Here is a 24767-nt window from a genome sequence, read left to right as displayed (position 1 = left end):
TGTGGGAAAGGAAATTATGAAGAAAATAAAGAAGATGAAGAAAATAATTTTAAAATGTGGGAACTGAAGAAAAAAAGAAAGGAAGAAAATTGACTACACTTTCGTACCGCCAGTGAGCATGCAGATTAAAGACGCCGCTGACATTAGCCCTTTGATTCCGATTCTTACATATTGTGCAATTCCAATGGTATTCAATATGTTCGCTTAAAATGACGAGGTAAAGCCAAATATGGAATATTCAGAGTGGTTTTTTACCGGTAAAATATATGATCATCCTGAAAAGGACATATCTTGCGAGCTATGTGATCATGAAAGGTTAAGATATGAACATGTGATTATGAATGACAAAACTAAACAAACTAAGTCTGTTGGTTCGAGTTGTATTCTAAAATTTGCAGATATCCGTATTTATGATAGTAACAAACAATTGGTGACCAATCCCGATGAAAGAAAAAAAGTCCTAAAAAAAGCATTTGAAGAATCTAAATTTAAACTTTCTTTAATACCCTTAAGGCTTTTATACAAAGAAATGAATGAGAGCGATCAAGGTAAAATTGAAAATATTGTAGAATTTGCGAAGAAAAAAAACGGAATTACTCCTAACGATTTGATATGGCTATTTTCATCAATGAAAAACAAAAAAATCGAATATATTCCCGGTTTATACAAGATTTTCTTGCGGGATGTATCCTCTCAAATCGACCTGAAAATGGCCGTAAAACATCCAGGCAAATTAGAACTTATTTTTCATGCTATGAGTGCAAGTCAGAAAAAAACTTGTGGAGTTTCCGATTTCATGGCGTGCAGGGTCGTAAACTGTGTAAACGGGCTTTAATTAAACCATCTGAATGAGCCATGAATAGCTTGTGTTTGTCCATCATGCGTCCGCCTCATGGTTTGTTCCGATGGATCGGTCAGCAAATCAAGGACAATTTAACCACGAACTACACGAAAATCACGATCAGGACAGCATTCAACTGCCTTAAAAGAGACTCTATTTCATGCTTTTAGCTTTTTTTCGTGCCTTTCGTGTTTTTCGTGGTTCAAAAATTCTTTAGGTTCTTTTTTAGGGTCAAGAAAGCTCATGAACGGATACCCTTCAAGCAGCATGGAAATGGCAAAAAACGTTGGCTTCCCGAGCAAATGGTGCGCAAGCACACCCTACGTGGTGTCGCGTGGCGGGATGTTTTCGTTACTCTTGCCGGCATATTGAGCCACGAAAATTGTATAGTTGTGGTTTCTGAGGACAACCTGTCCCCAGCAGGAGAAAGCCGCCATGACGGTGGTCCTTTTTTTCATAATGCGTCCACTTCCGATTTTTGCCAATGGCTCGGTCAGCAAATCAAGGGCAATAAAAAGACCAGGAGACCAGGGGGCAGGCACCATGCACTATTTAAACGTTAGAACTTACAAGGTGATTTAGTCTATGGGGATTTGGACCGCTCGCATAGCACTTATAGTACTTTTCATATATATTTTATTTTTATTATTTGTTAAGTTGAGTTTTGAAGATAAAACCGTAATGTCAGGTAAAACAAGTGGTTTTGCTGTGGGTATAAGTAAAGAACAAGCATTAATTCAAGCTAAAGACATGCTTGAATCTAATAAGATTTATGAAATAAATAATTACAAGAGAGTATATAATTTAGTAATTAATGCTAACTCACATAACACTGACTTCATTACTTTAGTATTTGAAAATGGCAAATTATCACAAATCAGAAGATACAGGCGTTTAGTCGGCAAAGAAGAGCTTGACCTAATTTCAATATTCACACTTTCGCCGATTATAGCGATACTGGGTTGGTTTGTTGGTTCGAAAATTAAATATGCTTTTGTCAGAATGTTTGTTCAAGCATTGGTTACCACGATCTCTATCATTCCTATTATAGGTGGCAATAACGAAGGCTTCTTGGTGTTCCCATTCTGGTTCCATGCTTGTCTTAATTTTAGAGTACTGAGTTTTGACGGTGCGATAAAACAATTGTTTTTTTGGTTATTAACATTATTTCTTGTTTTTAGTTTTTTTTACATTGTTTTCAATATGTATAATAAATGGATAGATTGTGAAAAGGGGTCCCGTCTTGACATTTGACACCCCTCCTGATTGTTTCTCGATTTGTTCATTAGTGGCATGAGGCCGAGGTTGGGAAAGATTGAAATGATTGAGCCGGATGAAAAAAAATTCGAGCTGGGATGCCCCCGACAAAAAAGCCGCGACGGAGCACGGCGCGCCCAAGAGGGTGTCATGCCTCCGCCCATTAACCCTTGGCGGTATGGGCTTTCAGTGATCCTTACGCCGTTTATAGCTTCAAAGTCATTAGGCCAGGGGACATGCGCCATGCGCTTCATTGGGCGTAATTTGTCAAATATCAAACAATGTCGTGCTTTTGCCGTCAGGGTCAGGCGAAGCAAACGTTATATTTGAAAGCACATTATGAGTATCTGGAGAAAAATTGACCAAAATTTTGGGAAAATTATTTTTTCTTGTATCATATGGATGATGAGCTCAGGTATTTTGCTGAAAATTTATAATGGTATTTATTATCCTATTACCTACCATGGATCTTTATCAAATATGTGGAAAGCACCACTATTTTCATTTCGATATGTACAAGATTATTGGTCGAACACTTTAAATATTTTTCTATTCACAATTGGTTTCATACCCCCTGCAATAGGCTACTTTTTGGTTTCCTATAGCTCAAGAGTTGTAGAACGAGAAAACGATAAGATCAGAGATAGACAAATCGATGAACATTTAAATGGCATTAAAACCAAAAATAAAGAAAAAACAAAACTTCCAAGAAATCAAAAAAAGAAAAAACGAAGCAAAAAGAATCGATAAAAACTGATGCTAATAATAAATATAACGAATTACGATCTTATCCGGTTGTTGGAAAAGCCCGAGGTCATCTCAAAGTCAGAATTATATAAGAAAATATCTGACTTTAAACATAAAAAATGCAGTGTTTTTTAAAAAGGGAATGATTTCTGGGCATGCGGGGTCATGAGACTGCAATTTCAGGATTTAAGCGTTTTTTTTGTGCCTTTCGTGCTTTTCGTGGTTCAAAAATTCTTGAAGTTCTTTTTGTAACTATTCAGCACCAAAAAAAGCCTCCGGCGCTAAGGTGTGCCACCTTGAAAGCTACTTACGAATGTGCTTTGTCCCCTTGTCACGGCGTAGGCGGTTTTTAAGCGTAGCTGAACGCGTAGGCGGGTTCCTCGGGTCAAATCACATCCGCATTTGGGCCATATAGGTATAAGACCTGTTTGTTAAACTTTTCAAAAGTTTAGCCCCCGGCAGGGCCGCCGGAGGCCATTGAAGCCATTCTTTTCATTGTCGTCTCTTCTGTCTCCTGATCACCGGGATGGTTCCTGCTCAATTTTATGACAAAAAGACGTGAGTCTCTGTTTTCCATAATCGCTGTCAATGGTAAACGATTTAAGGGAGCGTCGGAGAACAATCCAGGAAAGCAGCCTGAAGATCGGGATTAAATGGAGCTCATGGTAATTGCTGGACACCCCTAAAGTAGCCACAAGGTTTCCACCGGCTTTTTGAATTTGTCTTTTCATGGGGGTAAAAATAAAGCCAAGCTCAAAGAGTTTCAGCGGTGGCCCTCCAAAGGTCGAAAAAGCACTCACTGATTTTTGTTCAAGACCCTGGATCTGTTTAAGGTAGCGTGCAATTGGATAGGAGGTATACGCCCACTTGGGGCCGCCGATACAGATATGATCGAATTCCGATACATCCGGGAAATGATGCGGCTGGATATCATCTTCCGGCTGATGATAGTTTTTTGCCCACCAGCGGTAAAAAGATGAACTGATCACTGACAGGCCAACCAGGGGGTATTGATAAATCTGCCTGAAAAGAAGATTCCAGCAATTTTTTTCGTCTACGACATGAAGACGGTCCATGTTTACAACATGGCCTCGTGATGTGAGTTCTTGCGCAATACGTTCTGCCACTTTTTCGGTAAAACCAGTTCGGGAATAGCAGACAATTAGTATATTCATCGCAAGGTGGTTTCCGGCTTTTAAAAATTCATTAAGGGCCAACTTAAGACTTGAGCAAAAAGAGAACATACAAAAAAGAGAGGCCTCCGGCGGCAAGGTGAGCCACCTTGAAAGCGGGTTTGGTCGTCAATTTATCTGACGTCTCAGATGTTTAGCATAAGGACGATCTTAAGACAAGGACGGCACGGTGAGGCTCTGTTTGGAGGAGATGGTTCGGAATCACGAGTGCACGCGAGACCGACCGGAGGGATTGTCCACTCTGAGGCAAATTTAAGAGCTGAATAGTTCTATCCCGGATATTTCATGAGAAAACGATCGATTCGAAGAAATAAATATTTATTGCAATGAGTTATTCCGGAAAATTCAGTTATTTCAAAAATACAAAATGTAATTCACGGTTATCTGTTCGCTTTTCTCACCCTTCGGGCGAGCCGGGCTATATTTGCAGAGAAATTTCAGGTGATAGACGCAAAAGTTTCAGGGGGCCTGTTTTTGCTTTCTTTTCGGATCGCCTCACTGTGATGACCGTCATGGTTTATATGGACAGAGAACAAAGCGGGGGTATGGCTGCCGCCAAACAAAAAAGCCGCACCGGAGTGCGGCGCTCCGAATGGGACTATTGTTTTCTATACTGTTATCCAGGGTTTCCGCAAAAAATAAAAGCAAAAGGTAACTATTCAGTTCTAAAAAAAGCCTCCGGTGGCAAGGTGTGCCACCTTGAAAGCGTTTTCCGCAGCACTTTAACCCTCGCGTGTCGCGCCGTAGCCCCCCGACGCGGGTTGAGTGATGACACTCAGATACGGGCGAAGGCGGACTTGTCACACCGGAGGCTTTTGCGCAGGTGGATTCCTCGGGTCAAATCACAGCGGCATTTCTGTGAAAATTGTGCATTTATTTTTTGCCTGAGCCCTTAAAAGCCGGAGCGAAGCGACTCCTTTGCCGATTGCCTATAGCCGATTGCCCATTGCCGTTTTGTTTCCCGCCACCCGGTTTTAAAACCGTGAATTTCTGAATTATTAAACCATGTTTATCCGATATGAGGAGAGGGAGAGTGAAAAACTTACGCAAGATCGTGCAGCTGTTCCTGTTCGTTTTGATGGCTTTTTTGAGTGCTTCTCCCCAGCCGTGCCGTGCGCAACCTCTTCCCAGGTTCTTTTTGCCGGTGGAGAAGGCAAATGCCCGGTATGACACCCCAGAAAATGCCTTGGTGGCGCGAATTTCTTCGTTGGTTCACCAGGACATTGACTGGTATTTTGAAACATTGACCCCGGAAACCGTAACCATTCATAAACAGTTGTATCAGAAGGCCGGTTTAGAGCCAGAGGTCGCTTTAAAGTTGTATCATAAAGGGACCCGATACCTCATCATCGATCAGGAACCTTACAACGGTTATATCATTGTGACCGGAAAATCAATTAAGCCGGATGGTACTATCCAAATGGGAGCTTCGCTTTTTGAACAGGTCGATGGGCACTGGAAAACAGCCTTTCCGTCGTCAGATGACGAGACCCTGATGGGGCGGCTCCAGGATAAAATGGATTATATTCGACCGGATGACTTTTTTTCAGTAGAGGGTCGATTTTTACCCTCCACCTTCCATCGCGGATCGGATGCCCGATTGCCATCGGTGACCGGTGAGAGTGTTGCTCTGCCGCCTGCCAAGGAACAGGTCCTCTGTGTGTTGGATAATCTCAGGGACCTGAAGGGGGAGCCCATCGCGCTTGAGCGTGTGGATTTGGAAAGTCTTCTCGCCAATCATGTTGTCAGGGCGACCGGGGTGGCTCTTTTGAGCCGGGAACAGGTCAAAGTGAAATTGGGGTTATCACTGTATGATGGAGCCGTGCTGCGTTGTCTTTTTGATCGTGCACAGCTGCGTGACTCCCAGGAAACCCAAAAGGACGACCCCGAAGTTACGGTCTTCGGGCGCCTGAAGGATGGGACGCCGTTTCAGGCCAGGGTTGGGAATGCGGGGGTCGGATTAAAGGGAAAGTAGAAGGGCAGGGGGATGTAAACGCGAAGGGGGATGAAACGCTCATCAAGGCCTGCAAAGCGCATCTTTGCAGCCGGAGTTATTCCGGTTAATGTCAACCCGTGAATTGACATTGAAGCACCGGCAGCTCATGCCCTTGAGACTGCCATTGCCACCCCTCATCCGTCACGCGAATGCGGAAGCGAGGTACCCGGTGTACCAGCCGCCGAAGAGCATTCGCAAACCCGTTTTAAAGGTGCTTTTGCCTAAGTGGCTTCGCCACCCTTGCCGCCGGAGGCAATTTTAGCTGTTTTACTTAATTTTTGTCCCTTGGTTACAAAAATCTATCCTCTTGACAAACGGAGGCGATTCCCGGACCTTTTGGGTGCATTGTATGTTTTGGGATCGACTTTTTTAAACGTGGAGATGTTTCATGAGCGAGTATTTTGATCGGATGGCCAGCACGTGGGATCAGGATCCCATGAAAATTGAGAGATCTGAACTGACGGCGGAATATTGTAAGAGAGCCTCTTTAAAGGACACCGGGCATCTTTTAGATTTTGGGGGCGGGACGGGGTTGCTGAGTGTCTGCTTGCGTGATGTCTTTGATCGCATCACCATTGTGGATACATCCAGCGAAATGCTTCGCGTGGCACAGGAAAAAATCAAAGAAGCACAGATCCCCAATATTTCGACACAGAGAATCGAGCAGGACCTTTCCGAAGTTGTTGGTTCCTATTCAGCGATTATTGCACTGATGACACTGCATCATATCCCTGATCTCGATCTGTTTTTAAACAGCGCCGCAAAAGTTTTGGGCAGCAACGGTTCCTTGATGATTGCGGATCTATACAAGGAAGATGGCTCCTTTCATCACAATGACCGGGACTTTACCGGCCACAATGGCTTTGAGGTAGAGGCGCTGTCCGCAAAGCTCAATCGGGCTGGGTTTAAGGTGGTACAAGTGACGGACTATTATCAGATCCGTCGAAAGATTAAATCGGGTGAAGAGAGAACCTTTCCCCTGTTTTTTCTGGTGGCTGAAAAGCTGTGAGACCTTTTTAGCCCGAAGGGTGAGAAAATCGAGCAGAAAACCGTGAATTACATTTTGTAAGTTGAAAATATCTAAATTTTTCACAGTAACAAGCCGCAATAACATCTTATTTATTTGGTATGATCGTTTTTCCATGAAATATTCGGGTTAGGCGACTGAAATTTAATAATCATACCTGCTTTCAAGGTGGCTCACCTTGCCGCCGGAGGCATTGCTTTTTGTACTTTTTTATTTTTCAGGCGAATGGGCGAAGGCTGCTGCACGGTGGCTTCGTCCATTCACTTGAATGACAGGGCTGTCTGTTTTCCTTCCTGCACCAACCCCTCTTTTCATTCTCCCGGTGTTTTTGAAATCCAAGAGACACAAGGACGACCCTTTCCGGCCGTGGGCGTGTAAGTGTTCTCTGAGCATGGGCTGTGGTTTGTTGACAAGCTTATCATCTCTCCATGGAAATATCCTGGTGTTGAGATTTGGCGATACAGGTTGTCGCCGGAGTGATGTTACTCATTACTATTTAATATTTTGGGTTTTTCAAAGGCCTCGGGGTGTTTCATTCATGAAAGGTACTGAATACTCATTGCATTCTCAAGTCTATTTTAACTTGACTTTTCGGCCGGGTCAATATTATGAAAATTGGACTATTTTGTATAAAAAAATGGGCATGACGGTGATTGTCAACAAGGAACGCCAAGCGTGATAACAATATTTTCTATATTTTATCTATTCAGAAACTATTGTTATAAAATTTGTTCTGCGAAGGGAATAATTATGAAAAAAATAGTGTCTGCTTTTGTTGTGCTTTACTTCCTTCTGGGAGGCATAGGCTCAAACGCGAGCAGTGAAACTCTTGCTCCCGGTCTTGATGTTCTGGGTTACGGGTACAATGTTTTCGGCGAGTATGCGGACCAGGCAAGCAAGAAAAGATACTGTCTTTTCAGATATAAAAATTACGCTCCCAAACCGATTGGCTCGAGTTTATACAGCGTCCCTGAGTCTGTGATCCTTGAGAATATATCGAATCATATTGTCAAAACGGTCAAGGGGGAAAGTCTGCGAGACTATGCAAAGAGTCTCGCTGCAAAGGCGGGCCTTGAGGCGGACACCATGTTTTTCTCAGGCTCCATTGAATCCAGTTACAGCAAAGACAAAACAGGCAGCTCGCAAAAATATTATTTTACCTACATGGATGCCAACACAAAGTGGCGGGTCTCCCTGGATGAGCGAAGAAGGTCTCGGCTTCTGGAGATGCTCGACCCCGATTTTTTAAATGATCTGGAAACCGCCGCCCCTGAAAAATTATTTGAGACTTACGGGACGCATTACATCGCAAGTGCCTATATCGGCGGCCGGGCGGATTTTACCTCGATCTCTGAGATCACGGAGGGCACCACCGCCCAGCAGATCGACGTGGCTGTGACCTCGCAATACAAGGCCATCAGTGTTGAGGCAAGTTCCCATGCGTCGTGGGCGGAGACCTTCAAAAAGTCGAAAACCCGAACCAGCCTTCGGGTCGTTGGCGGAAATTCGGAATACGCCAACAACATTCAAAGCTGGGAGGTTTATAAGCTATGGGCGGACGGTATCGAGGAGAGGCCGGTTCTCTGTGATTTTGATCAAGACAGTTTAAAGCCCATCTGGGGTTTTTGCAAAGATGCCCGGAGAAAGGCGGAACTTATCGCGGCTTTTGATGCGCTGTGTAAAGAGCGTCCCCTGCCAACAGCGGTGGCCAATATTCTTGCGAAAAAAAATAGCCTTTACATGATTAAAAACAAAGCCTCCGGGTTGTATTGGGATCTGCCGGAGTATGAAATGAGTCTTAATGCAAAGGCACCGGATTTTTACCTTTCGCGCAAAGATCGCAGAACCAGGGAGAAGGAAGGCGCCGATCGGTTTATCAAAATTATTCCCCATGATTTGGACCGAGAGTGGGTCTACCTGCAGCCCCAAAACGATATCTTAACGGCAATTCTCCCCGAAGGGGCCTCTGCGCCGGGGGAAAGGCTTACCCTTGGGCTCATGACAAAAGGTCATCCGGAGCAGCTGTTCAAGATGGAGCCCGTGGACGGCGAGGCCGAGACCTATTTTCTTAAAGTACGTTCCAGCGGCCTGTATCTGGCGGCCGGTGAAGACGGGGCGGTGATTCAAGACGAATTCTCGGGAGAGTCAGCGCAAAAATGGTTTTTTGAAACCACCTCGCCCCGTGAGATGGAGACACCGCGTCCCAACACGTATTATACGGTTCGTTGCAAGGCCGGAGGAAAATACTGGGATTTTGCAGGGGCCAAGCTGGAAGCGGAAAATAAGGGGGGACGCCTTTCCCTGTGGTCCATGGACAAAGATCCAGACCGTTATATCAAAATCAAGGGGGTTCAGGACGGCTGGTTTTTGATTCAGCCCCAGCACTCACCCTTTGTCCTCGATATTCCCGGAGGCACCACAAAGGGCTCTTATATTCAGCTCTGGAATGAAACCAGAACGGCGGGTCAGCTGTTCCGGTTTGAATATGCGGGAGAGCCAAATACCTGGTTTATCCGATCCAAGATCTCCAATAAAGTGTTCGATGCCAAGGAACAACGCGTTAGTTCAAATGGATGTCCGGTGTCTCAGTGGGATTTCCACGGAGGGGACAATCAGAAGTGGGTTGTCATGAAAAAACACAAAACCACTCCGGCCCCACCCCAATTGTTTAAAGGCACCTATTACATCAGGTGTCGTTATGGGAACAAATACTGGGATCTTCCGGGGACTGCCGCTCAGAGCAATCACAATGGGGCGCCTCTGGCTTTGTGGGATCTCGACAATGGAGCAGACAGGCGCGTGCGTTTTGTCCCTGCCGGAGGGGGTTATTGGTGGATCGAGTTCCAGAACGGCGGACGGCGGCTGGACGTCAAAGGAAAATCCAGGGAGAACGGCGGGGCTCTTCATGTCTGGAATAAGCACAACGGGGACTCTCAGAAATTTAAAATTGTCACCCACAGCCCCTCGTATTTTATTCTGATTGCAAAGCACAGTGGCAAGGCCATTGATATTGAAGGCGGCAAAAAGAATATGAAGAAAAACGGGGCACATCTTCACCAGTGGCGCCGTCACAGTGATACGAGCCAGCAGTGGACGTTTGTTCACGCCGATGGGCCTCAAAAAGGCAAAAAATTTAAAATTTATTGATCACCCATAGACGTCGGTACTTCTGGCATGAAATCTGAGACCCCTGGGCGTCGGACCGTGTGGCGCCCGGCCCATCCCGTCATCCGGGTGTCATTGCGGAGGCGACAAAGCGTCAATGCCCTCACCCCGACACGGTTTTGGCATATCGCGTTCCGGGAGAATCGGTGGGTCTCGTTTGGGTGTGGCGAATCATTATAAAAAACAAAGGTGGACTGATGACAAAGAATGTATTGAATAAGCTGCTTCTGATACTCCTGATGGCGTTATTTTTTGGCCTGCCGTCTCTATTTGCGGGGACCTCTTTTCATGACGAAGAGATTCCCTATGGTCCTTATTATATTCAGTCAGCAAAGGATTATTCCAAGAACTGGAACGGGTGCTGGGATATCCCCGGTGTTCCGCATCAATTTAAAAAAGGCCAGAATATCTGCGTGTGGGACGTTACCAAACAGGATTCCATCAATGACGACCGACAATTTTATATTCGAAAAGCGGGACAAGGCCTTTATCAAATAGGGTGCATGCTGAGCCCTAAAGCTCGGAACAAGGTGGATGTCGCCGGGGGAAGACGTAAAAATGGAACCAATGTGGGCCTGTGGACTACCAACGGGGGGGACAATCAGGCATTCAGGTTCAAGCATCTGGGCAACGGCCGCTGGAAAATCTATACGACCACAGGAAAAATTCTTTGCCTTAAAGGGCGTTCATCGAAGAACGGAAGTAATGTGCACATCTGGGATGACCACAACGGACCCTGGTGTGAGTGGGTTCTGGTTAATGTCAAATCCCGAACAGCTTTTATCCCTGCGCCACCCATCAAGGTTTCCCTGGAGGAAGCGTGCAGAGATATGGATGGAAACAGGGGCCGTCGTTATTTTGGGAAGGTCAACTATAAGCGATTGGCAAGGGACAACGATGCCTTAAGTATCCATGAGATACTCAACGCGATGGATGAGGACGTCGTGGCTGCTTTGCAGAATATTATTCTCGCCGTGCGTGATAATAAAAAGTCAATTGTTCGCGGCATTGTTTATGGGGAACTGAACCGTGTCGACTTTTCAGTCGTCAAATCCAATTTTGCCCTGAGGCTCCAGTTGGGCATGATTAAAGAGACCCTTAAATCGACGGCAAAACATGAAAAGGATACGCTGGCCCGAAAGCATCTTCAGGCATTAATTAAAAAAATGTAGTGGGGTGCGGGCTGCTTGTGCCTCCGGCGGCCCTGCCGGGGGCTAAACTTTTGAAAAGTTTAATAAACAGGTTTTAAATACATATTTCGGATTTACGCCGGAGGCTGCTTTTCCTGAGCTGAATGGTTACAAACCGGGGCCGTCTGCAGACATTTATGGCGGGCGGCCCCGGACATGTTAAAGGCTGCCTGGAAAGGCGGCTTTTTTTATGGCCCGTGCCGCTTTTTGGGGGTCGCCTGCGGAGACGATGGCGGAGACCACGGCGAGCCCATTGGCCCCTGCCGAAATCACCTCTTTTCCATTTGACAGGTTGATCCCGCCGATCCCGATGATGGGAATGTTGACGGCCTTCCGAATGCACCGGATGCCTTCCAGCCCCAGCGGCGGGGCCGTGTCGGTCTTGGTGGGGGTGGCAAACACCGGGCTGATTCCGATATAGTCGGCCCCTTTCTTTTCTGCGATTACGGCGTCCTCCAACGATTCTGCCGAGATGCCAATAAGTGCCCCCGGTGGAAGCAGGCGCCGGGCATCTTCAATCGGCATATCGCTTTGTCCGAGATGGACGCCGGAAGCCCCCATTGCAAGCGCCACATCCACCCGGTCGTTGATGATCAGGGGGATGCCAGCCTGGCAAAGGATCTTTTTTAAGGCAAGGGCCTCGCCGATAAACTCACGCGTGGAGCACCCTTTTTCACGGAGTTGGACACAGGTCACCCCGCCGGCCACGGCTTCGCTCACAATCATGGCGGTGCTTCGTCCACGGGACAGGTTTCGGTCTGTCACCAGGTAGAGAGAGTAATCGACGGACGTTGTATTCATGAAAGAGTTTCCATTCATCAGGCATTCTTCTTCAGGCAATCGGAAAAATCCTCCGGGGCGATGGGGAGAATCTGACACTCGCTTTTCACCTCATCGGGGGTGAGGGTATACAGAGCATCCAGAAGAGCGATCATAAAGCTTCCCGGTGCAGAGGATGATTCCCCTGCTTTTTTTCCTGCCAGTCCGAAAAAGGCCAGGGCCGAGCAGGCGGCTGAGAAGGGGTCCGGGTCCACGGCGGAAAAGGCCCCTGCGATGGCTGTGGCCGAACAGCCCGTGCCTGTCACCTTTGTCATCAGGGGATGACCGCCGATAATTCGGGCCATGCGGGTGCCATCGGTGACGATATCTTCCGGGCCGGTGATGGCAAGAGTTGTTCCCAGCTCTTTTGCCAGGACGGGGGCAATACCTGCCGCATCCTCGACGCTGTGTATGGCATCCACACCGCGGGTCCTGGAATCGGCTTTTCGAAGGGAGAGGATCTCTGAGGCGTTTCCGCGGATCAGGGTAACGCCGGTCTCCCGGATGATTTGATTGGCGGTCCGGGTCCGAAGGGTGGTCGCACCAGACCCCACGGGGTCCAGAATCACGGGGGTTCCCATCTCACGCGCCTTGATTCCCGCCTTGATCATGCTGTGGATCCAGGCATCACTTAAGGTGCCGATATTGAGAACCAGGGCGCCTGCAAAGGAGACCATCTCCTCCACCTCGTTTTCCGCATGGGCCATCACCGGAGACGCGCCCATGGAGAGAAGGACATTGGCGGTGTAGTTCATGACCACGTAATTGGTGATGTTATGGATCAGGGGTTTGGTTTCTCTGATTTTAGACAGGTTTTCTGCTGCTTTCAGGGCAAGGTTGTTCATGATCTCATCCTTTTTTTTAATGTGTCATCTTTTAAAAAAATGGCTGAGGAGGACTTCAAGGTAGTATATTTTTACATAAAGAGATCGACGTTCTTCGCAATTCCCTTCGCCGGCATTATCCGGATCAGGTTCGACGGGTATGATCTCAGGCCTTAAGCCACCCCTGCATTGATACCTCTTGTGAGCTGTTTGTTTTGACGCAGATTCATATAATTTAAGTGGGGGAGGGTTGTCAACTTTTTCAAAGCTTCGTCAGCAGGCTGATCAGGAGCAGCCCATGGATGAGTACCACTCCGGTGATAATCACTGTCTCTTTAATTCGGAAATGTTTCATGATCCGCCTTATTCATGGATGGTTGAATGTGAATCCCTCGTTTGATGGAGCGACGGAGCCCGGATGCGCTTCGAAAGCAGACCCCGGCCGGGCAGAAAAAGCGGCACCAGAATCGGGGAATGAAAAAGGCTCCCACGAGAACCAGGGAGACAAGGTACCATTGGACCGTGGTTCCTTTGAGTCCAAAAAGGGTGGCAAAGGGCTCGATGGCGGCGTGGGCCGCGTTGCCGGAGCCGAAGGCAACCATCAGGGCCAGCCATGTGCCCCCCTTGGCAGCCGTTTTGAGGCCGGATTGAAGGGCTTTGGGGACTGGGGTGTTCAGCCCTCCGGTTCGGGAGATGAGCTCTTGAATGGCCCCAAACGGGCAGATCCAGGAGCAATAGACATTTTTGCCGAGGATGATGACCAGGGCCAGACTTCCCGGAACCAGCAACCACCAGAAGATGTTTTCGCCGGGGGATGGGCCATGCCCCATGAAGAGGGCAGCGATATTGGAGACAGAGACAGGGCGCTTCATCATCAGGCCCAGGAAAAGAAAGCTGAGGGCCAGCATGGGCAGCCTGGCTTTCCTGAGCTTGAGTAGGGTGCAGGTGATGACGGCCACGTAGAGCCCGAGGAGCAGCGCTTCATCCCGTCCTGCGGACCAGGAGAGGGCCTGCGGGGGGAGTGCTGTTCCATTCAGTTCGTGGGAGGCCATGTCCATGCCCGATCGGACGGCCCGGGTGATGGCGATGGAGGAGATCGTGGCCCCGCTGACGGTGTCGATGTTTTTTCCGATGCGAACAGCGTCCTGGGGTTTTTTGCCTTTGAATTGAGAGAAAAAATGGTTTGCTGTGAGGTAATCAAAAAATACCGGGGTTTCCCGATGTTCTGTCACCAGGACTTTTTCAAGGATGAGCTCCGGGGTCATCACCGGGGCCACGGTCATGGGGCCGCCCCAGCCCGTGGCCCGGCCCGGGGTGATAAGATATTTCAGATGCCCTTTCTCGATGACCCGGTATGATTCCGGTGAAGCGTCTGATTTTACGACGGAGCATGCCGTGTAAGAGTCTTTTAGAAACTGGAACGTTTTGTTTTCGGTGGTGCTTCGTCCGTAGGCCATGGCCCCCATAAGGGTCAGAAGGGCAAGGGCCGTGAGTGTTTTTGTCATGTCCATGGGGTGTGTTTTCTCTGTTTTTAAACTGGTTAAGCAGGTTCGCAAATGCTCCGTACCTTCGCTTGTCGCGCCGTAGCCCGGTGTCATCGTTCATTCGATGCACCTCCTCATCCTTCACGCGAATGCGGACGCGAGGTGCTGAAAGCCCCGGCGGCTGCAGGGCATTCGCAAACCCGCTTTCGAGGTGTTTTTCCCCTCCCGTCGAAGTTATACCGATTCATGTCAATCCGTGAATTGATACGGATGAACCGGCAGCTTATGCACTTGCGACGTACGATGCATCTCCTCACCCTTCACGCGAATGCGGACGTGAGGTGCTGAAAGTCCCGACAGACGTAGAGCATTCGCAAATCCGCTTTCAAGGTGGCGCCACCTTGCCGCCGGAGTTATTCCGGTTAAAGTCAACGGCTGAGTTGAATTCTGCCCACTCACAGCTCATGCACTTGCAACGCACTGTGCGTCTCCTTGCACTTCACGCGAATGCGGACGCATTTCAACCCGGAGTTACGACTCCCGATGCGCATTCGCAAACCAGCTTTCAAGGTGGCACACCTTGCCGCCGGAGGCCGTGCCTCTTATCTTTTTTCAGGCAGCTTTTTCCACGCCATGCCGAGGAGCAGGATGGCGGGCAGCCCAAAGAAAAGAAGGCCCATGTTGGCGGCCTGGTGTTCGTGCTCGATGATGGAGCTCATGGACCAGGCCAGGGCGAAAACAAGGAGAAAGAGACCGCTTGCCGAGAGAAAAAGGCTCAGTGGTCCCGCTTGCCGTTTCTGTTTCAGGTAGATGATGCCGAGAACCCCCAGGGTGGTGATGACCCCGAGGAAGAAGAAAAGAATTTCTATACCGCTGAATACACCCATCTGTGTGCTCCTTGTCTCGATTATGATTTCCAGAAAAGATCTACGGCCTTTTTGTCAAAGGAGTTGCCATAGCCGAACAGTTTGTCCATCTCCCGCATGACCGAATGGACCGGGCCGGGCATCAGGCGGTTGACCTTATCCACCAGGCGGTGGTGCCAGAAATCGGGCTTGTTGTAGGGGCAGCTGGTGACACAGGTGGCGCAGTCGCTTTTGGTTTTCCCCCAGGCCAGCAGGCATTTTTTGGCATCGATGGCCCATTTTGAGACGCCGGGGTTGTTGCACTCATTGTTGACGGCAAAGGAGGGCAGTTTCTCGGTGGAGATGGCGTGGCCGGGGCAGGCATCGGCGCAGAGCATGCATGTTTCGCAAAAATGCTGCACCCCGAAGCTCACGGGGCTGTCGCAGGCCAGGTCCAGCTCGGTGAAGATCTTGCCGATACGCACGCGGGGGCCATATTCGTAGGTCACCAGGATCCCGTTTCGAGCGGCTTCTCCCAGTCCTGCGGCCATGCCGTAGGGGACGCTCAAGGCCACGTCATTGCCAGCGGCAAAGGTTTTGTAGCCGATGTTGGTGAGGAATTTGCGCATGGAGGCACCGGTGATCGCCATTTGGGAATACCCGAGCCCCACGGCGCCGCCGGAGACCCCGGAAGGGGCAGTGGTCATGGCTTCATAATCCATCTCAAAGGCCATGACGATGACAGACTTCGGGGTGAAGGGGAGGTCCGGTGGCAGGCTTTTTTGCTTTTGCGGGTTGTAGAACGAGGCATAGGTCCAGCGTTCGTCGTAGGGGGTGATCCCCACGAGGTCGGCTCCCAGGAAGCGGGCGGCTTTCTTCACATAATGCGCGGCTTCTTCGGGGGATGAAAAATCGTAGCGCTCCGGGGCGGTTTCGTTGTCTCGGGCGTAGGCCACGGTATCCGGGCTCGAGGTGGAGGCCCCATCGGCGATGAGGGAATCGATATACCAACCTGCATCTGAGATTGCTTTGTCCAGGGTGCGCTGGCCCAGTTCGTTTGATGTGCTGCCCAGCATGCCCAGAGCTTGTCTTCCTTCGGGAAAAGTTCCCGTGATGGCCTGGCAGAAGGCGGTGTTTTTTTGGTGGAACCGCTGGTAAACGGTATTGTCAATTTTGTTGGGCAAGCTTGATAAGGTTTGTTTGCCGGTGATGCCTTTTGAGGCCTCTGCCATGACCTGTGAGGGCAGGCTTGCCATCATGGCAGACCCTGCCACGGCCGATGCGGCTCCGAGCTTGACAAATTTTCGTCGGCTCAGTGTGACGTCTTTTTTTGATCCTTCGTCAGAATCCATCGATCCTCCTTCCGGTTGAATCCGGTTCGGCTCGGTCGATACCTGCGTATGTTCCGATGCCGGGCTGGTTTTGTGGGTGACGGCTCATGATTGGGTGAGCCCGGCACTTAAATTCAGCATAAGGCGTGCCAGGATGAAGGCTGTTCGGGGCGAAAGGGGACATAGTCCTGAAATTATGGGAGAGAATTCTACGTCTGGGAGACGAGGTCGTGGACAAAAAAAGCGAAGGGGATGCGATGTCATCACAAGGGATGATATATCATCGCCGGGCGGTTCCGGGTGCTTTGTTTCAGGCCGCGGTGGAGGGCCTTGAAAGACCGAGTTTTTTGATCCGGGAGATCAGGGTTCGGGGGTTGATCTGCATGATAACCGCGGCGCCATCCGGGCCGAAGATTTTCCCCTGGGTCTGTTCCAGAATTGAGAGGATATATCGGCGTTCATTCTCTTCGAAGGTGAGCGGTGCGTCTGCATGTTCTCCCATCGGAACAGAGGAAAAGGTGACGCAGTCGGCCTCCAGGCTGTCGTCGGTGCTGAGAATGCAGGCCCGTTCTACCACGTTTTGGAGCTCCCGTACGTTGCCCGGCCAGTCGTGGGCGTCTAACCGATCCATAAACTTTAAAGGGACCGTTTTCGGGATTCGGTTGAGGACGGTGCAGAAATTTTTGACGAAGAATTGGGTGAGGAGTGGAATATCCTCCTTGCGCTCCCGCAAGGGGGGGATGTGGATGGGGAAGATGTTGAGCCGAAAGTAGAGATCGGTTCGAAACCGTCCCTGGCGGACCAGCTCCGGGAGGTCCCGGTTGGTGGCGGCAATGACGCGGACATCTACCTTTAGGGTGGCGGTCCCGCCCAGTCTTTCGAACTCAGCTTCCTGGAGCACGCGCAAGAGTTTCGCCTGGATTTCAAGGGGCATCTCACCGATCTCATCGAGAAAAATAGTGCCCCCGTCTGCCAACTCGAAACGACCGGGTTTGCGGGCGTGGGCACCGGTAAAGGCGCCCCGTTCATAGCCGAAAAGTTCCCCCTCTACGAGGTGGGCGGGCAGGGTCGCGCAGTTGACCTTGACGAGCCTTTTCTCTTTTCGCCCGCTTAGTTCATGGATTTTGCGTGCAACCAGCTCTTTTCCGGTGCCGGTTTCTCCTGAGATAAGCACCGTGGTGGGGGTCGCGGCCACGCAGCAGATCAGCTTGAACAAGGCGCCGGTGGCCTTACTCTCTCCAATAAAATCTCGAAAGACCTCTCTGGGGTTTTTCTCATTCGGCGGGAGACAATTGCGGGATCCCTTGGAATGGGGGCCCGTTTTTTTTTGCTGAAAAGCCTGGAGAATCTCCGAAAGCCTTACCTTTTCGGTGATATCCGTGAAAAATGCACAGCCAAAGCCCCCTGCATCGGCGTCGGCCCCGTAGACCAGAACCTGGACCGGAATTACCTTTCCTGTTTTGGTGCACAGGTTATGAAGGGTCCCTTCCCCGGGGGCCTCCCCATAATAAGACCCTTTCTCTTTGCCGGTGTCCAGTACGACAAACTTATAGAGGTAACAGCCGGCCAGCTCTTCTGGAGAATACTCCAGTTTGCGTGAGGCGTATCGGTTGACATGAATAATCTTGCCATCGGCATCATGCCAGACGATGCCCACTGGGGCATGATCGAAGGAGAAGAGGGTTCGTTTATTTTCAAGGGTGCGTTCAATCATGGGTTTTGGCTCCAATGTTGGGGGCGTCAAGGTGACGTGTTGGTATAAATGCCCATGGAGGTCCTGTCAAGAATTGGAGGTGGATACGTTTTTTTTACAGAGGGTGGGCTGCTATTTTTCATTGGGTCGGCGGTTTTTTTGTCTGAAAGGAAGCTGTCGGAAGGGACGTGTGCCGGGCCGTACACCGTGGGGGTGGGTGTGCAGCAATCCGCACTCATGGGAAACTATACGATATGGTATCTATTGCTGATAACAGGTAGTTAAGTGTGTGGTACGTTAATTGCAATTTGTAAGTCCGTCTGTTTATTTTGTTTTATTAAAGGAGTCTTGTAATGAAGAGAGTCTTTCAATTGCTTGGCATGGTTGCGTTGGTCGCGACCCTGTCTGCGACTGTGTGGGCGTGGCCTTCGGTCTATCCCACTGGCACGACGGTTTATGATTCCGGCAATGCCTTTGACGGGTACACTCTGTTTGCTCCCATGGATGGAATGCGCGGGGCGACGGATTTTTATGACAAGCCGGGAAACGCCTATTTGATCGATATGAATGGTGAGGTTGTGCATCAGTGGAAGCTCCCCTTTCCTCCGGGGCTGCATGTGAAATTGCTCCCCAACGGGCACCTGCTTGCAACCGGTCGGACCGATCGGATGGTTCCCAAGGATCGTATCTCAGTAAAATATGACCTGGATGGCATTGCGGGTTGGATTTATGAGTTGGACTGGGACGGAAAGATAGTTTTTAAATATTACGATCCCGGGATGCACCATGATTTCGAAAAGCTCGCCAACGGCAACTACCTGTTTGTCAGCTTTGAGCTCCTGCCGAAGGACATGGTCAGGAAAGTCCGGGGCGGGATGGAGGGCACAGAGCTGAAGGGCGGGAACATGGCCTGCGATAAGCTCGTGGAAGTGAGCCCTGAAGGGAAGGTCGTCTGGGAATGGCATGCTTACAAACATGCGGATCTTGATCTCGATATTCTGGGCCCCATTCATCCCCGCGTCGAATGGCTGCATATCAATGACATTGATGAACGTGCCGACGGCAATCTTGTGTTTTCCGCACGCCACACAGATTCTGTGATGGTGCTGGATCGTAAAACAGGCAAGATCAAATCCCGGTTTGGCAATGTGGCTTATCTGGATAAAAAAGAGAATAAAGTCAAGTTTCGTCATGCGGGATCCATGCTTGTTCACTCCAAGAACACAACCCTTGGAGGCCCCCATGACGGGCATGAAATTCCCCCCGGCCTGCCCGGTGCCGGTCATATCATGGTGTATGACAACGGTATGTACACGAATACCTCTCGGGCCCTTGAGTTTGATGCTGAAAAGGGAACCGTGGTTTGGGAATCGACTGATTTCCAGATTGGGCGTCGTCATTTCTCAAGTTTTATCAGTGGCGTGCAGCGTTTACCCAATGGGGACACCCTGATCTGTTCCGGAGCGAACGGGCGTTTTTTTGAAATCACGCCGGACAACAAAATTGTCTGGGAATATGTGAACCCGTACAAACCGAACCATCTTTTTAACTCCACGGTGTTCCGTGCTCACCGTTATGCGCCTGCCTATTGTGCGGAGTTTTCCACCTTGCCCTCGGCTGCCGGGGCAGCAGTGGTTCCCCCTGATGTTTCGACGTTTAAAGTCTCAGGTGTTGTGGACGACGACGACGACGACGACGAGGATGAGGATGACGAGGACGATGAAGAAGACGGCCCCACCATGCATGCCTATTGATGGCATTGAGGGTTTGTTGGAGGGCTGAGTGAATCACTTTCAGCGGTAAACAGAGCCCGGAGAAGCCTTCTCCGGGCTCTGTTTGTATTTTGTGGAAAAATAATCAAGGTTTTTCTTTTTTACGGTGCCTGCCGCTTGGTTGCGATGGGATCTTCGAATTTTTTGGGCAAAGGTCAACCCAGGCATCATGTCCGCAGCGTTGTCGGGGTGCGGTCTGTCGCACAGGCAAAGGGGTTGTGTGGTGGTTTCCGCTCAGTGACTCCGGTAAGCGATCTGTAATCATTGACAATTACACCTGGAATTCGTTTGGCATGTTTTTTGTATAGTTAAATACATAAGTAATCATTTGTTTATCTCATATTAATTGTACTTGGCGATGATGGTTGTGATTGAAGCATGAAATATATCGTACAGTCTGGTTGTTAGAGGGGAAAACGTGAAAAATAGAATGACTGGAAAATTTGTTAATCGATTACTGATATCGGTTTTTTTTGTGACGATGTCGGCGGTTGTTTCTTTTTCAGGCCCCTTGCCCCATGGGCTGGAGCCGGCGGATGACATGACCTATCTGCCGGAATTGGGGGGATTGAGAAATCTGGCGCTGAAAAATCAGTTTGGACAGCCAAGGGCGCTTTCTGAAGCGGTGGTTCTTAGAAAAAGTTCCATCAAAGAAGGGGTGGCAACGGTTCCTGCGGGGGGCCTTTTTTATTTGTCTGAAACCTCCAAAGATGCCGCTCCCTTCCGGCGTGATCCCTTCCTTCTCTTAGGCGAACATTGCTATCTGGTCGATCTGAAAACCAAAAAAAGCGTTTATGAGAACGTCAGCCTGAAAAAAGGCGATAAAAAATTGATCGGTGATTCCGGGTACCGTCTCTGGTTTGACTATTCGACGGATCATTTTGAGAAGCCCTATGCCGAGCTGGCCTTGATCGCACCTTCGGGTGCCTGGCCCATTGAGTTTCCGGTTTCAACGTCTTTTCCAGGCCGGGACGACGTAAAGAATTTGAAGACGGGCAGTGGGTTTGTGCCTCAGCTGGATGATTTTTATCTTGACCGTAAATACACATACGGGGCGACAACCTTTGAGGCGGAAAAGATAGATTTTCATGATGCCTCCTTTAAGACGGTTGAATATCCCGAAGTCGTCGAAGCGGTTTTTTCCATGCATCGTCCTGTTTGCCTGGATGTCCGGCAGGAGGACTATCGGTTTTATTTCAACAAAAGGGTGTATGCCTTCAGGCGACCTGAAGGCTTTCTTGTGAGGGTTACAGATTTTTCTGGAGAGACCGTTTTGGCTGAAAAACTCGTCAAGCCGGTGACAGCCCAGGGCTACAAGGACAGGCAAGGGGTGAGTGATGATTATCACCTGACCATACCTGAACTGGATATGCGGATTGAACTCACGATTCAACCGGGGCTCCTGAAGCATTCCGATTTTGTTCCCTGGTCAAATGACGCGCCCTACGGTTGGGAAGAGGGGACCCTTAATTTCGTGATCTACGACAATCTGATGACCCTCAAAAACGGGGACGTCTGGCCTTTAGATTCCCGCTACAGGGTGGGGCTTGAAGCCAATCTGCTGACGGGAAAACTCAAACGGGTCGTTCTGGAAAACAGGGAGAGCTTTACGCTGAGTCATGATCACCCCTCGTACAAAGGCCCTGTCAAATATTCTGAAATCTGGAACCGGCCGGCTTTTACGGTGGTCGCGGATCACTTTGACGATGAGACCGTGCACACCCTTTATCTTCGCGACAGTTTTTATCAGCGAACGGATAATATGGTCTTCTGGGAAAAAGAGGGTCGGGAAAATATCGATTTTTTTGTCGGGAAAACCCCCGCCCTCATGCCCATTCTTGAGGACACCTTCCTGACAAGGCTGGCGGACACATCCTTTGGCACTGTGGTCGAACCGTCAGCCTTTACCTCCTACCCGAAGGTCTTTTCTGATGCTTCGTTTATCGAACCGGATCCATCGGCCCCTTTTGTGAGGCGTCTGAAAGGGCTTAAACGCAAAATATCAAAAAACAGAAAAAAAGAGCGGCTTCTCTCAGCCGAAGGCATTGTCATCCGAGGCAGTTATGTGGATTACAAAAAGGGGAAGATCGTGATTCCTCCAGCCGGGTTGTATTACACCTCACGAAACGCGCGGAATATCAGAACGCTCGCCGGGGAAAGTTTTCTCCTTATGGGCCAGAAGGCCTATCTCACCTCTTTTGAGTCCGGGACATTCGTTCAGAAGAATTTTCATGTGGATTTTTGGAAGAAACAGAACATGGGCGATAAGAACCCCATGTACTGGCAGGATGTTTTTCTCGGAAAAAGAAACAAAGCACTGCGTCTGATGGAAAATATTTATCTGGATGACAGACCCATGGCTGACCTTAATCTGATTAAGTATTCCGGTAACAAATGGGGGGCGCACTTCCTCATGGCACAGGGGTTTGATCCGGAAGGTGAGAACCGATACGAGCTGCCGGAGCTCTTTGCCGAGGGGGCTACCTGGATCTTGCCTGAGTACATTGGCCCGAATTATGTCCGGGTCAAAGAGTTTGGAACTCCGGAAATAAAGTCGATTCATTATACGCGTACAAAACCGAAACGCGTGGCACTCGGTGCCGGTGGGGTGAAAAAACTCGGGAAATACCAGCTGGAGGTAAGGGCGATTGATCCGGTTTTGAAAACGGTTCACGTGGTCATTAAGGACGGCACGGGCGCTCTTGTCAAAGAGAAAGTGCTTGGCCCTTTCAATGAGACGCTGACCGCAAAACTCCCGCAGGACATGGCCTCTGCACACAAACTTCAGATTCAGTTCGACGATGTGCAGGCCGAACTCGATATGTTGAAACCCTTTACGCATGGAAACGTGGGGCTCTACCTCTATACAGAGGTTAAAGAGTTAAAAAAAGATACCCCTTACGAATGTGATCCAAGGTTCACGGTGAGGCCGGATGTGTGCGGTCATTGCTACCAGTTTAATGAGCTGCTGATCGACAACCCGAAAGCGATCGTTTTAGACCGGAAGCACCGAGTATACGAGGGGCCGAAAAATGAGAAGGGGATCCCGCTCTTTAAAATTGTAATTGATGATTTTGACGGCGAGATGATCCATGGGTGGCATATTGAAACCACGAGTAAAGGGGTCGTGCATGAGTCTGACAACCTGGCGTTTAATCCACGAAATAATATTGACGTCCTTGTGGGGGTGAACGGAACCATTGAGGGCTTTTTGAGAACCTCACTGCAGGACAGGCTTGCCTATCAAGAGCGCTGGCGAACCTCTGCCAGGCCGATGGCCCTGGCCGTTGATCGCCCAGGGTTGAATTAATCCGAAGGGGTAGGCAGAGAACGATGTCATTAGAGGGCTTTCAATGCGATGGCGCTCGAATGATGTTGAACGAAAACACAGATGAAACACGTTTAATCAGGGAGTCTATTTGGACATGACATCATATTCAATTTCACTGGCATATGACACGGACCGGCGCTCAATATGGAGCTGCCTGTACTCGTTTCGGGAGGTGCTCCCCGGCCTGCTGGCCATGCTGTTTATTGCCATCTTCAGCAACAATATGCCCGGCGTTCCAAACCCCTTCACCCTTGAAAATCTGTTTGTCTATCTTGATAACGTCATTGGCCCCATCAACGGGCAACCGTTTTTTCAGATTATGAACAGTAACTTTGTCTGGAACCCCCTTCTACTGGGGCTTCTTATCGGCAACTTTTTTGGTGTCCCCGATCTCTGGAAGCGTGGCCTGAGTTATATTCATGCGCTGATGCCCCTGGGCATTCTCATGCTGGCTCCCCATTTTATGATCGGCCACGCCTTTAAGCTGGGGATCGTGCCGGTGCTGATTTCGGTGGGGGCTATCTTTTTCACCGCGACACTCACTCTTTACCTATCCAGGCTTTTTAAGCTGGATGACCGGCAGGGGGCCACCCTCGCCGGGGCGCTCTCCACGGGCGATCCCCATGTGTGTGCCATTATGATGCCCATGACCAAGGCCCGGGGAGGGCAGGTCGTCCATTCGGCGATTTGTGTGATTCTTTTCGGCGCATTGGCCTCCATGGTGTTTCCGTTTATCAGTCATCTTTTCAATATGCCGGAGAAATATGCCGGTTTTGCCGCGGCCCTTGGGATCGGCAACGGGCATCAGGCGTTGAGCGCAGCCTTTGGCGTCGGGTATGAAGCGGGACGCTATGCGCACTATTTTGACATTGGCCGTCATGTCTTCATGCCCGCAGGATTTCTTTATGTGTTTTTCATTATGCTGGTGAGAAAACTTCGCCACCCTGAGAGCCCGAATGTTCATGCAACCGGTTCCATCCAAAAGGTTCCCCTCTATATCCTGGCGTTTATTGCATGCTGGGGGTTGACCTGTCTTCATGTGTTTAAAGAGCCAACCCATCATCAGATATTTAACCTGGTTATTTGGGATTTTTCCCTCGCGGCCGGTGCCCTGGGGTTGAGTATTCCTTTTAAAGAGATCACCCGGCATGGCCTGAAAGGCTTTGCCGTAACCTGTCTTTCAGGGATGATCAGGCTGGTTTTACTATTTACTGTCCTTGGCCTCTGTATAAAAACAGGCCTGCTGGCGTAA

At 49.5% G+C, this 24767-nt stretch carries 17 protein-coding genes and 1 riboswitch; of the genes, 10 read left to right on the top strand and 7 right to left on the bottom strand.

Annotated elements, in window-relative coordinates:
- The first annotated feature begins 229 nt into the window (after positions 1 to 229).
- The 3 genes from Q1Q75_RS17025 (at position 230) to Q1Q75_RS17015 (ending at position 2848) form a co-directional block, all read left to right on the top strand.
- Positions 230 to 835, top strand: coding sequence for a hypothetical protein (locus Q1Q75_RS17025; protein WP_300673046.1), 606 nt, complete (start codon positions 230 to 232; stop codon positions 833 to 835).
- Between the two features lie 591 nt (positions 836 to 1426).
- The gene (locus tag Q1Q75_RS17020) at positions 1427 to 2095 is read left to right on the top strand and encodes a hypothetical protein (RefSeq protein WP_300673044.1); all 669 of its coding nucleotides are present in this window, start codon (positions 1427 to 1429) and stop codon (positions 2093 to 2095) included.
- A gap of 342 nt (positions 2096 to 2437) precedes the next feature.
- Positions 2438 to 2848 carry a hypothetical protein gene (locus Q1Q75_RS17015; protein ID WP_300673042.1) on the top strand — a complete coding sequence of 137 codons (411 nt, stop codon included), beginning with the start codon at positions 2438 to 2440 and terminating at the stop codon, positions 2846 to 2848.
- Positions 2849 to 3363: 515 nt separating this feature from the next.
- Here the strand turns inward: Q1Q75_RS17015 and Q1Q75_RS17010 are convergent.
- On the bottom strand, positions 3364 to 4116 hold the full coding sequence (locus Q1Q75_RS17010; RefSeq protein ID WP_300673041.1) for a hypothetical protein: 753 nt from the start codon (positions 4114 to 4116) through the stop codon (positions 3364 to 3366).
- Between the two features lie 955 nt (positions 4117 to 5071).
- Between Q1Q75_RS17010 and Q1Q75_RS17005 the strand changes: the two genes are divergently transcribed.
- The 4 genes from Q1Q75_RS17005 (at position 5072) to Q1Q75_RS16990 (ending at position 11398) form a co-directional block, all read left to right on the top strand.
- Positions 5072 to 6013 carry a hypothetical protein gene (locus Q1Q75_RS17005; protein ID WP_300673040.1) on the top strand — a complete coding sequence of 314 codons (942 nt, stop codon included), beginning with the start codon at positions 5072 to 5074 and terminating at the stop codon, positions 6011 to 6013.
- Positions 6014 to 6422: 409 nt separating this feature from the next.
- Entirely contained in the window at positions 6423 to 7043 is a 621-nt protein-coding gene (locus tag Q1Q75_RS17000) for a class I SAM-dependent methyltransferase (RefSeq protein ID WP_300673038.1), read from the top strand.
- A 768-nt stretch (positions 7044 to 7811) separates the two neighbouring features.
- Positions 7812 to 10208 (top strand): RICIN domain-containing protein, encoded by a 2397-nt coding sequence (locus Q1Q75_RS16995; RefSeq protein WP_300673036.1) that lies wholly within the window; start codon positions 7812 to 7814, stop codon positions 10206 to 10208.
- Positions 10209 to 10423: 215 nt separating this feature from the next.
- Positions 10424 to 11398, top strand: coding sequence for an RICIN domain-containing protein (locus Q1Q75_RS16990; RefSeq protein WP_300673034.1), 975 nt, complete (start codon positions 10424 to 10426; stop codon positions 11396 to 11398).
- A gap of 177 nt (positions 11399 to 11575) precedes the next feature.
- Here Q1Q75_RS16990 and thiE read toward each other — a convergent pair whose 3' ends face one another.
- The 6 genes from thiE to Q1Q75_RS16960 form a co-directional block, all read right to left on the bottom strand.
- Positions 11576 to 12217, bottom strand: a complete 642-nt coding sequence (thiE, locus tag Q1Q75_RS16985; RefSeq protein WP_300673032.1) for a thiamine phosphate synthase — start codon at positions 12215 to 12217, stop codon at positions 11576 to 11578.
- 17 nt (positions 12218 to 12234) lie between these two features.
- Positions 12235 to 13080 (bottom strand): hydroxyethylthiazole kinase, encoded by an 846-nt coding sequence (gene thiM, locus Q1Q75_RS16980; protein WP_300673030.1) that lies wholly within the window; start codon positions 13078 to 13080, stop codon positions 12235 to 12237.
- 84 nt (positions 13081 to 13164) lie between these two features.
- A riboswitch (TPP riboswitch) is annotated at positions 13165 to 13257 on the bottom strand.
- A 137-nt stretch (positions 13258 to 13394) separates the two neighbouring features.
- The gene (locus Q1Q75_RS16975; RefSeq protein WP_300673028.1) at positions 13395 to 14570 is read right to left on the bottom strand and encodes a 4Fe-4S binding protein; all 1176 of its coding nucleotides are present in this window, start codon (positions 14568 to 14570) and stop codon (positions 13395 to 13397) included.
- Between the two features lie 575 nt (positions 14571 to 15145).
- Positions 15146 to 15430, bottom strand: a complete 285-nt coding sequence (locus tag Q1Q75_RS16970; protein ID WP_300673026.1) for a hypothetical protein — start codon at positions 15428 to 15430, stop codon at positions 15146 to 15148.
- A 20-nt stretch (positions 15431 to 15450) separates the two neighbouring features.
- On the bottom strand, positions 15451 to 16740 hold the full coding sequence (locus Q1Q75_RS16965) for a reductive dehalogenase (protein ID WP_300673024.1): 1290 nt from the start codon (positions 16738 to 16740) through the stop codon (positions 15451 to 15453).
- A 289-nt stretch (positions 16741 to 17029) separates the two neighbouring features.
- Positions 17030 to 18433 carry a sigma 54-interacting transcriptional regulator gene (locus Q1Q75_RS16960; protein ID WP_300673022.1) on the bottom strand — a complete coding sequence of 468 codons (1404 nt, stop codon included), beginning with the start codon at positions 18431 to 18433 and terminating at the stop codon, positions 17030 to 17032.
- A gap of 332 nt (positions 18434 to 18765) precedes the next feature.
- On the opposite strand from Q1Q75_RS16960, the gene Q1Q75_RS16955 reads away from it, so the two are divergent.
- From Q1Q75_RS16955 to Q1Q75_RS16945, 3 genes are all read left to right on the top strand, one after another.
- Positions 18766 to 20166 carry an aryl-sulfate sulfotransferase gene (locus Q1Q75_RS16955; protein WP_300673020.1) on the top strand — a complete coding sequence of 467 codons (1401 nt, stop codon included), beginning with the start codon at positions 18766 to 18768 and terminating at the stop codon, positions 20164 to 20166.
- 436 nt (positions 20167 to 20602) lie between these two features.
- Positions 20603 to 23494 carry a hypothetical protein gene (locus Q1Q75_RS16950; protein ID WP_300673018.1) on the top strand — a complete coding sequence of 964 codons (2892 nt, stop codon included), beginning with the start codon at positions 20603 to 20605 and terminating at the stop codon, positions 23492 to 23494.
- Between the two features lie 115 nt (positions 23495 to 23609).
- Complete coding sequence (locus Q1Q75_RS16945; protein ID WP_300673016.1) at positions 23610 to 24767, top strand: putative sulfate exporter family transporter; 1158 nt, start codon at positions 23610 to 23612, stop codon at positions 24765 to 24767.

Source organism: Desulfoluna sp. (assembly GCF_030145185.1).
GTDB lineage: Bacteria > Desulfobacterota > Desulfobacteria > Desulfobacterales > Desulfolunaceae > Desulfoluna.
This window is presented reverse-complemented; position numbering and strand designations above follow the sequence as displayed.

Coding starts and splice junctions, on each gene's coding strand:
- Q1Q75_RS16995 (WP_300673036.1), top strand. CDS start 7,812: ATGAAAAAAATAGTGTCTGCTTTTGTTGTGCTTTACTTCCTTCTGGGA.
- Q1Q75_RS16975 (WP_300673028.1), bottom strand. CDS start 14,570: ATGGACATGACAAAAACACTCACGGCCCTTGCCCTTCTGACCCTTATG.
- Q1Q75_RS17020 (WP_300673044.1), top strand. CDS start 1,427: ATGGGGATTTGGACCGCTCGCATAGCACTTATAGTACTTTTCATATAT.
- Q1Q75_RS16990 (WP_300673034.1), top strand. CDS start 10,424: ATGACAAAGAATGTATTGAATAAGCTGCTTCTGATACTCCTGATGGCG.
- Q1Q75_RS17025 (WP_300673046.1), top strand. CDS start 230: ATGGAATATTCAGAGTGGTTTTTTACCGGTAAAATATATGATCATCCT.
- Q1Q75_RS16960 (WP_300673022.1), bottom strand. CDS start 18,433: ATGATTGAACGCACCCTTGAAAATAAACGAACCCTCTTCTCCTTCGAT.
- Q1Q75_RS16970 (WP_300673026.1), bottom strand. CDS start 15,430: ATGGGTGTATTCAGCGGTATAGAAATTCTTTTCTTCTTCCTCGGGGTC.
- Q1Q75_RS17015 (WP_300673042.1), top strand. CDS start 2,438: ATGAGTATCTGGAGAAAAATTGACCAAAATTTTGGGAAAATTATTTTT.
- Q1Q75_RS16945 (WP_300673016.1), top strand. CDS start 23,610: ATGACATCATATTCAATTTCACTGGCATATGACACGGACCGGCGCTCA.
- thiM (WP_300673030.1), bottom strand. CDS start 13,080: ATGAACAACCTTGCCCTGAAAGCAGCAGAAAACCTGTCTAAAATCAGA.
- Q1Q75_RS17000 (WP_300673038.1), top strand. CDS start 6,423: ATGAGCGAGTATTTTGATCGGATGGCCAGCACGTGGGATCAGGATCCC.
- Q1Q75_RS16955 (WP_300673020.1), top strand. CDS start 18,766: ATGAAGAGAGTCTTTCAATTGCTTGGCATGGTTGCGTTGGTCGCGACC.
- Q1Q75_RS16965 (WP_300673024.1), bottom strand. CDS start 16,740: ATGGATTCTGACGAAGGATCAAAAAAAGACGTCACACTGAGCCGACGA.
- thiE (WP_300673032.1), bottom strand. CDS start 12,217: ATGAATACAACGTCCGTCGATTACTCTCTCTACCTGGTGACAGACCGA.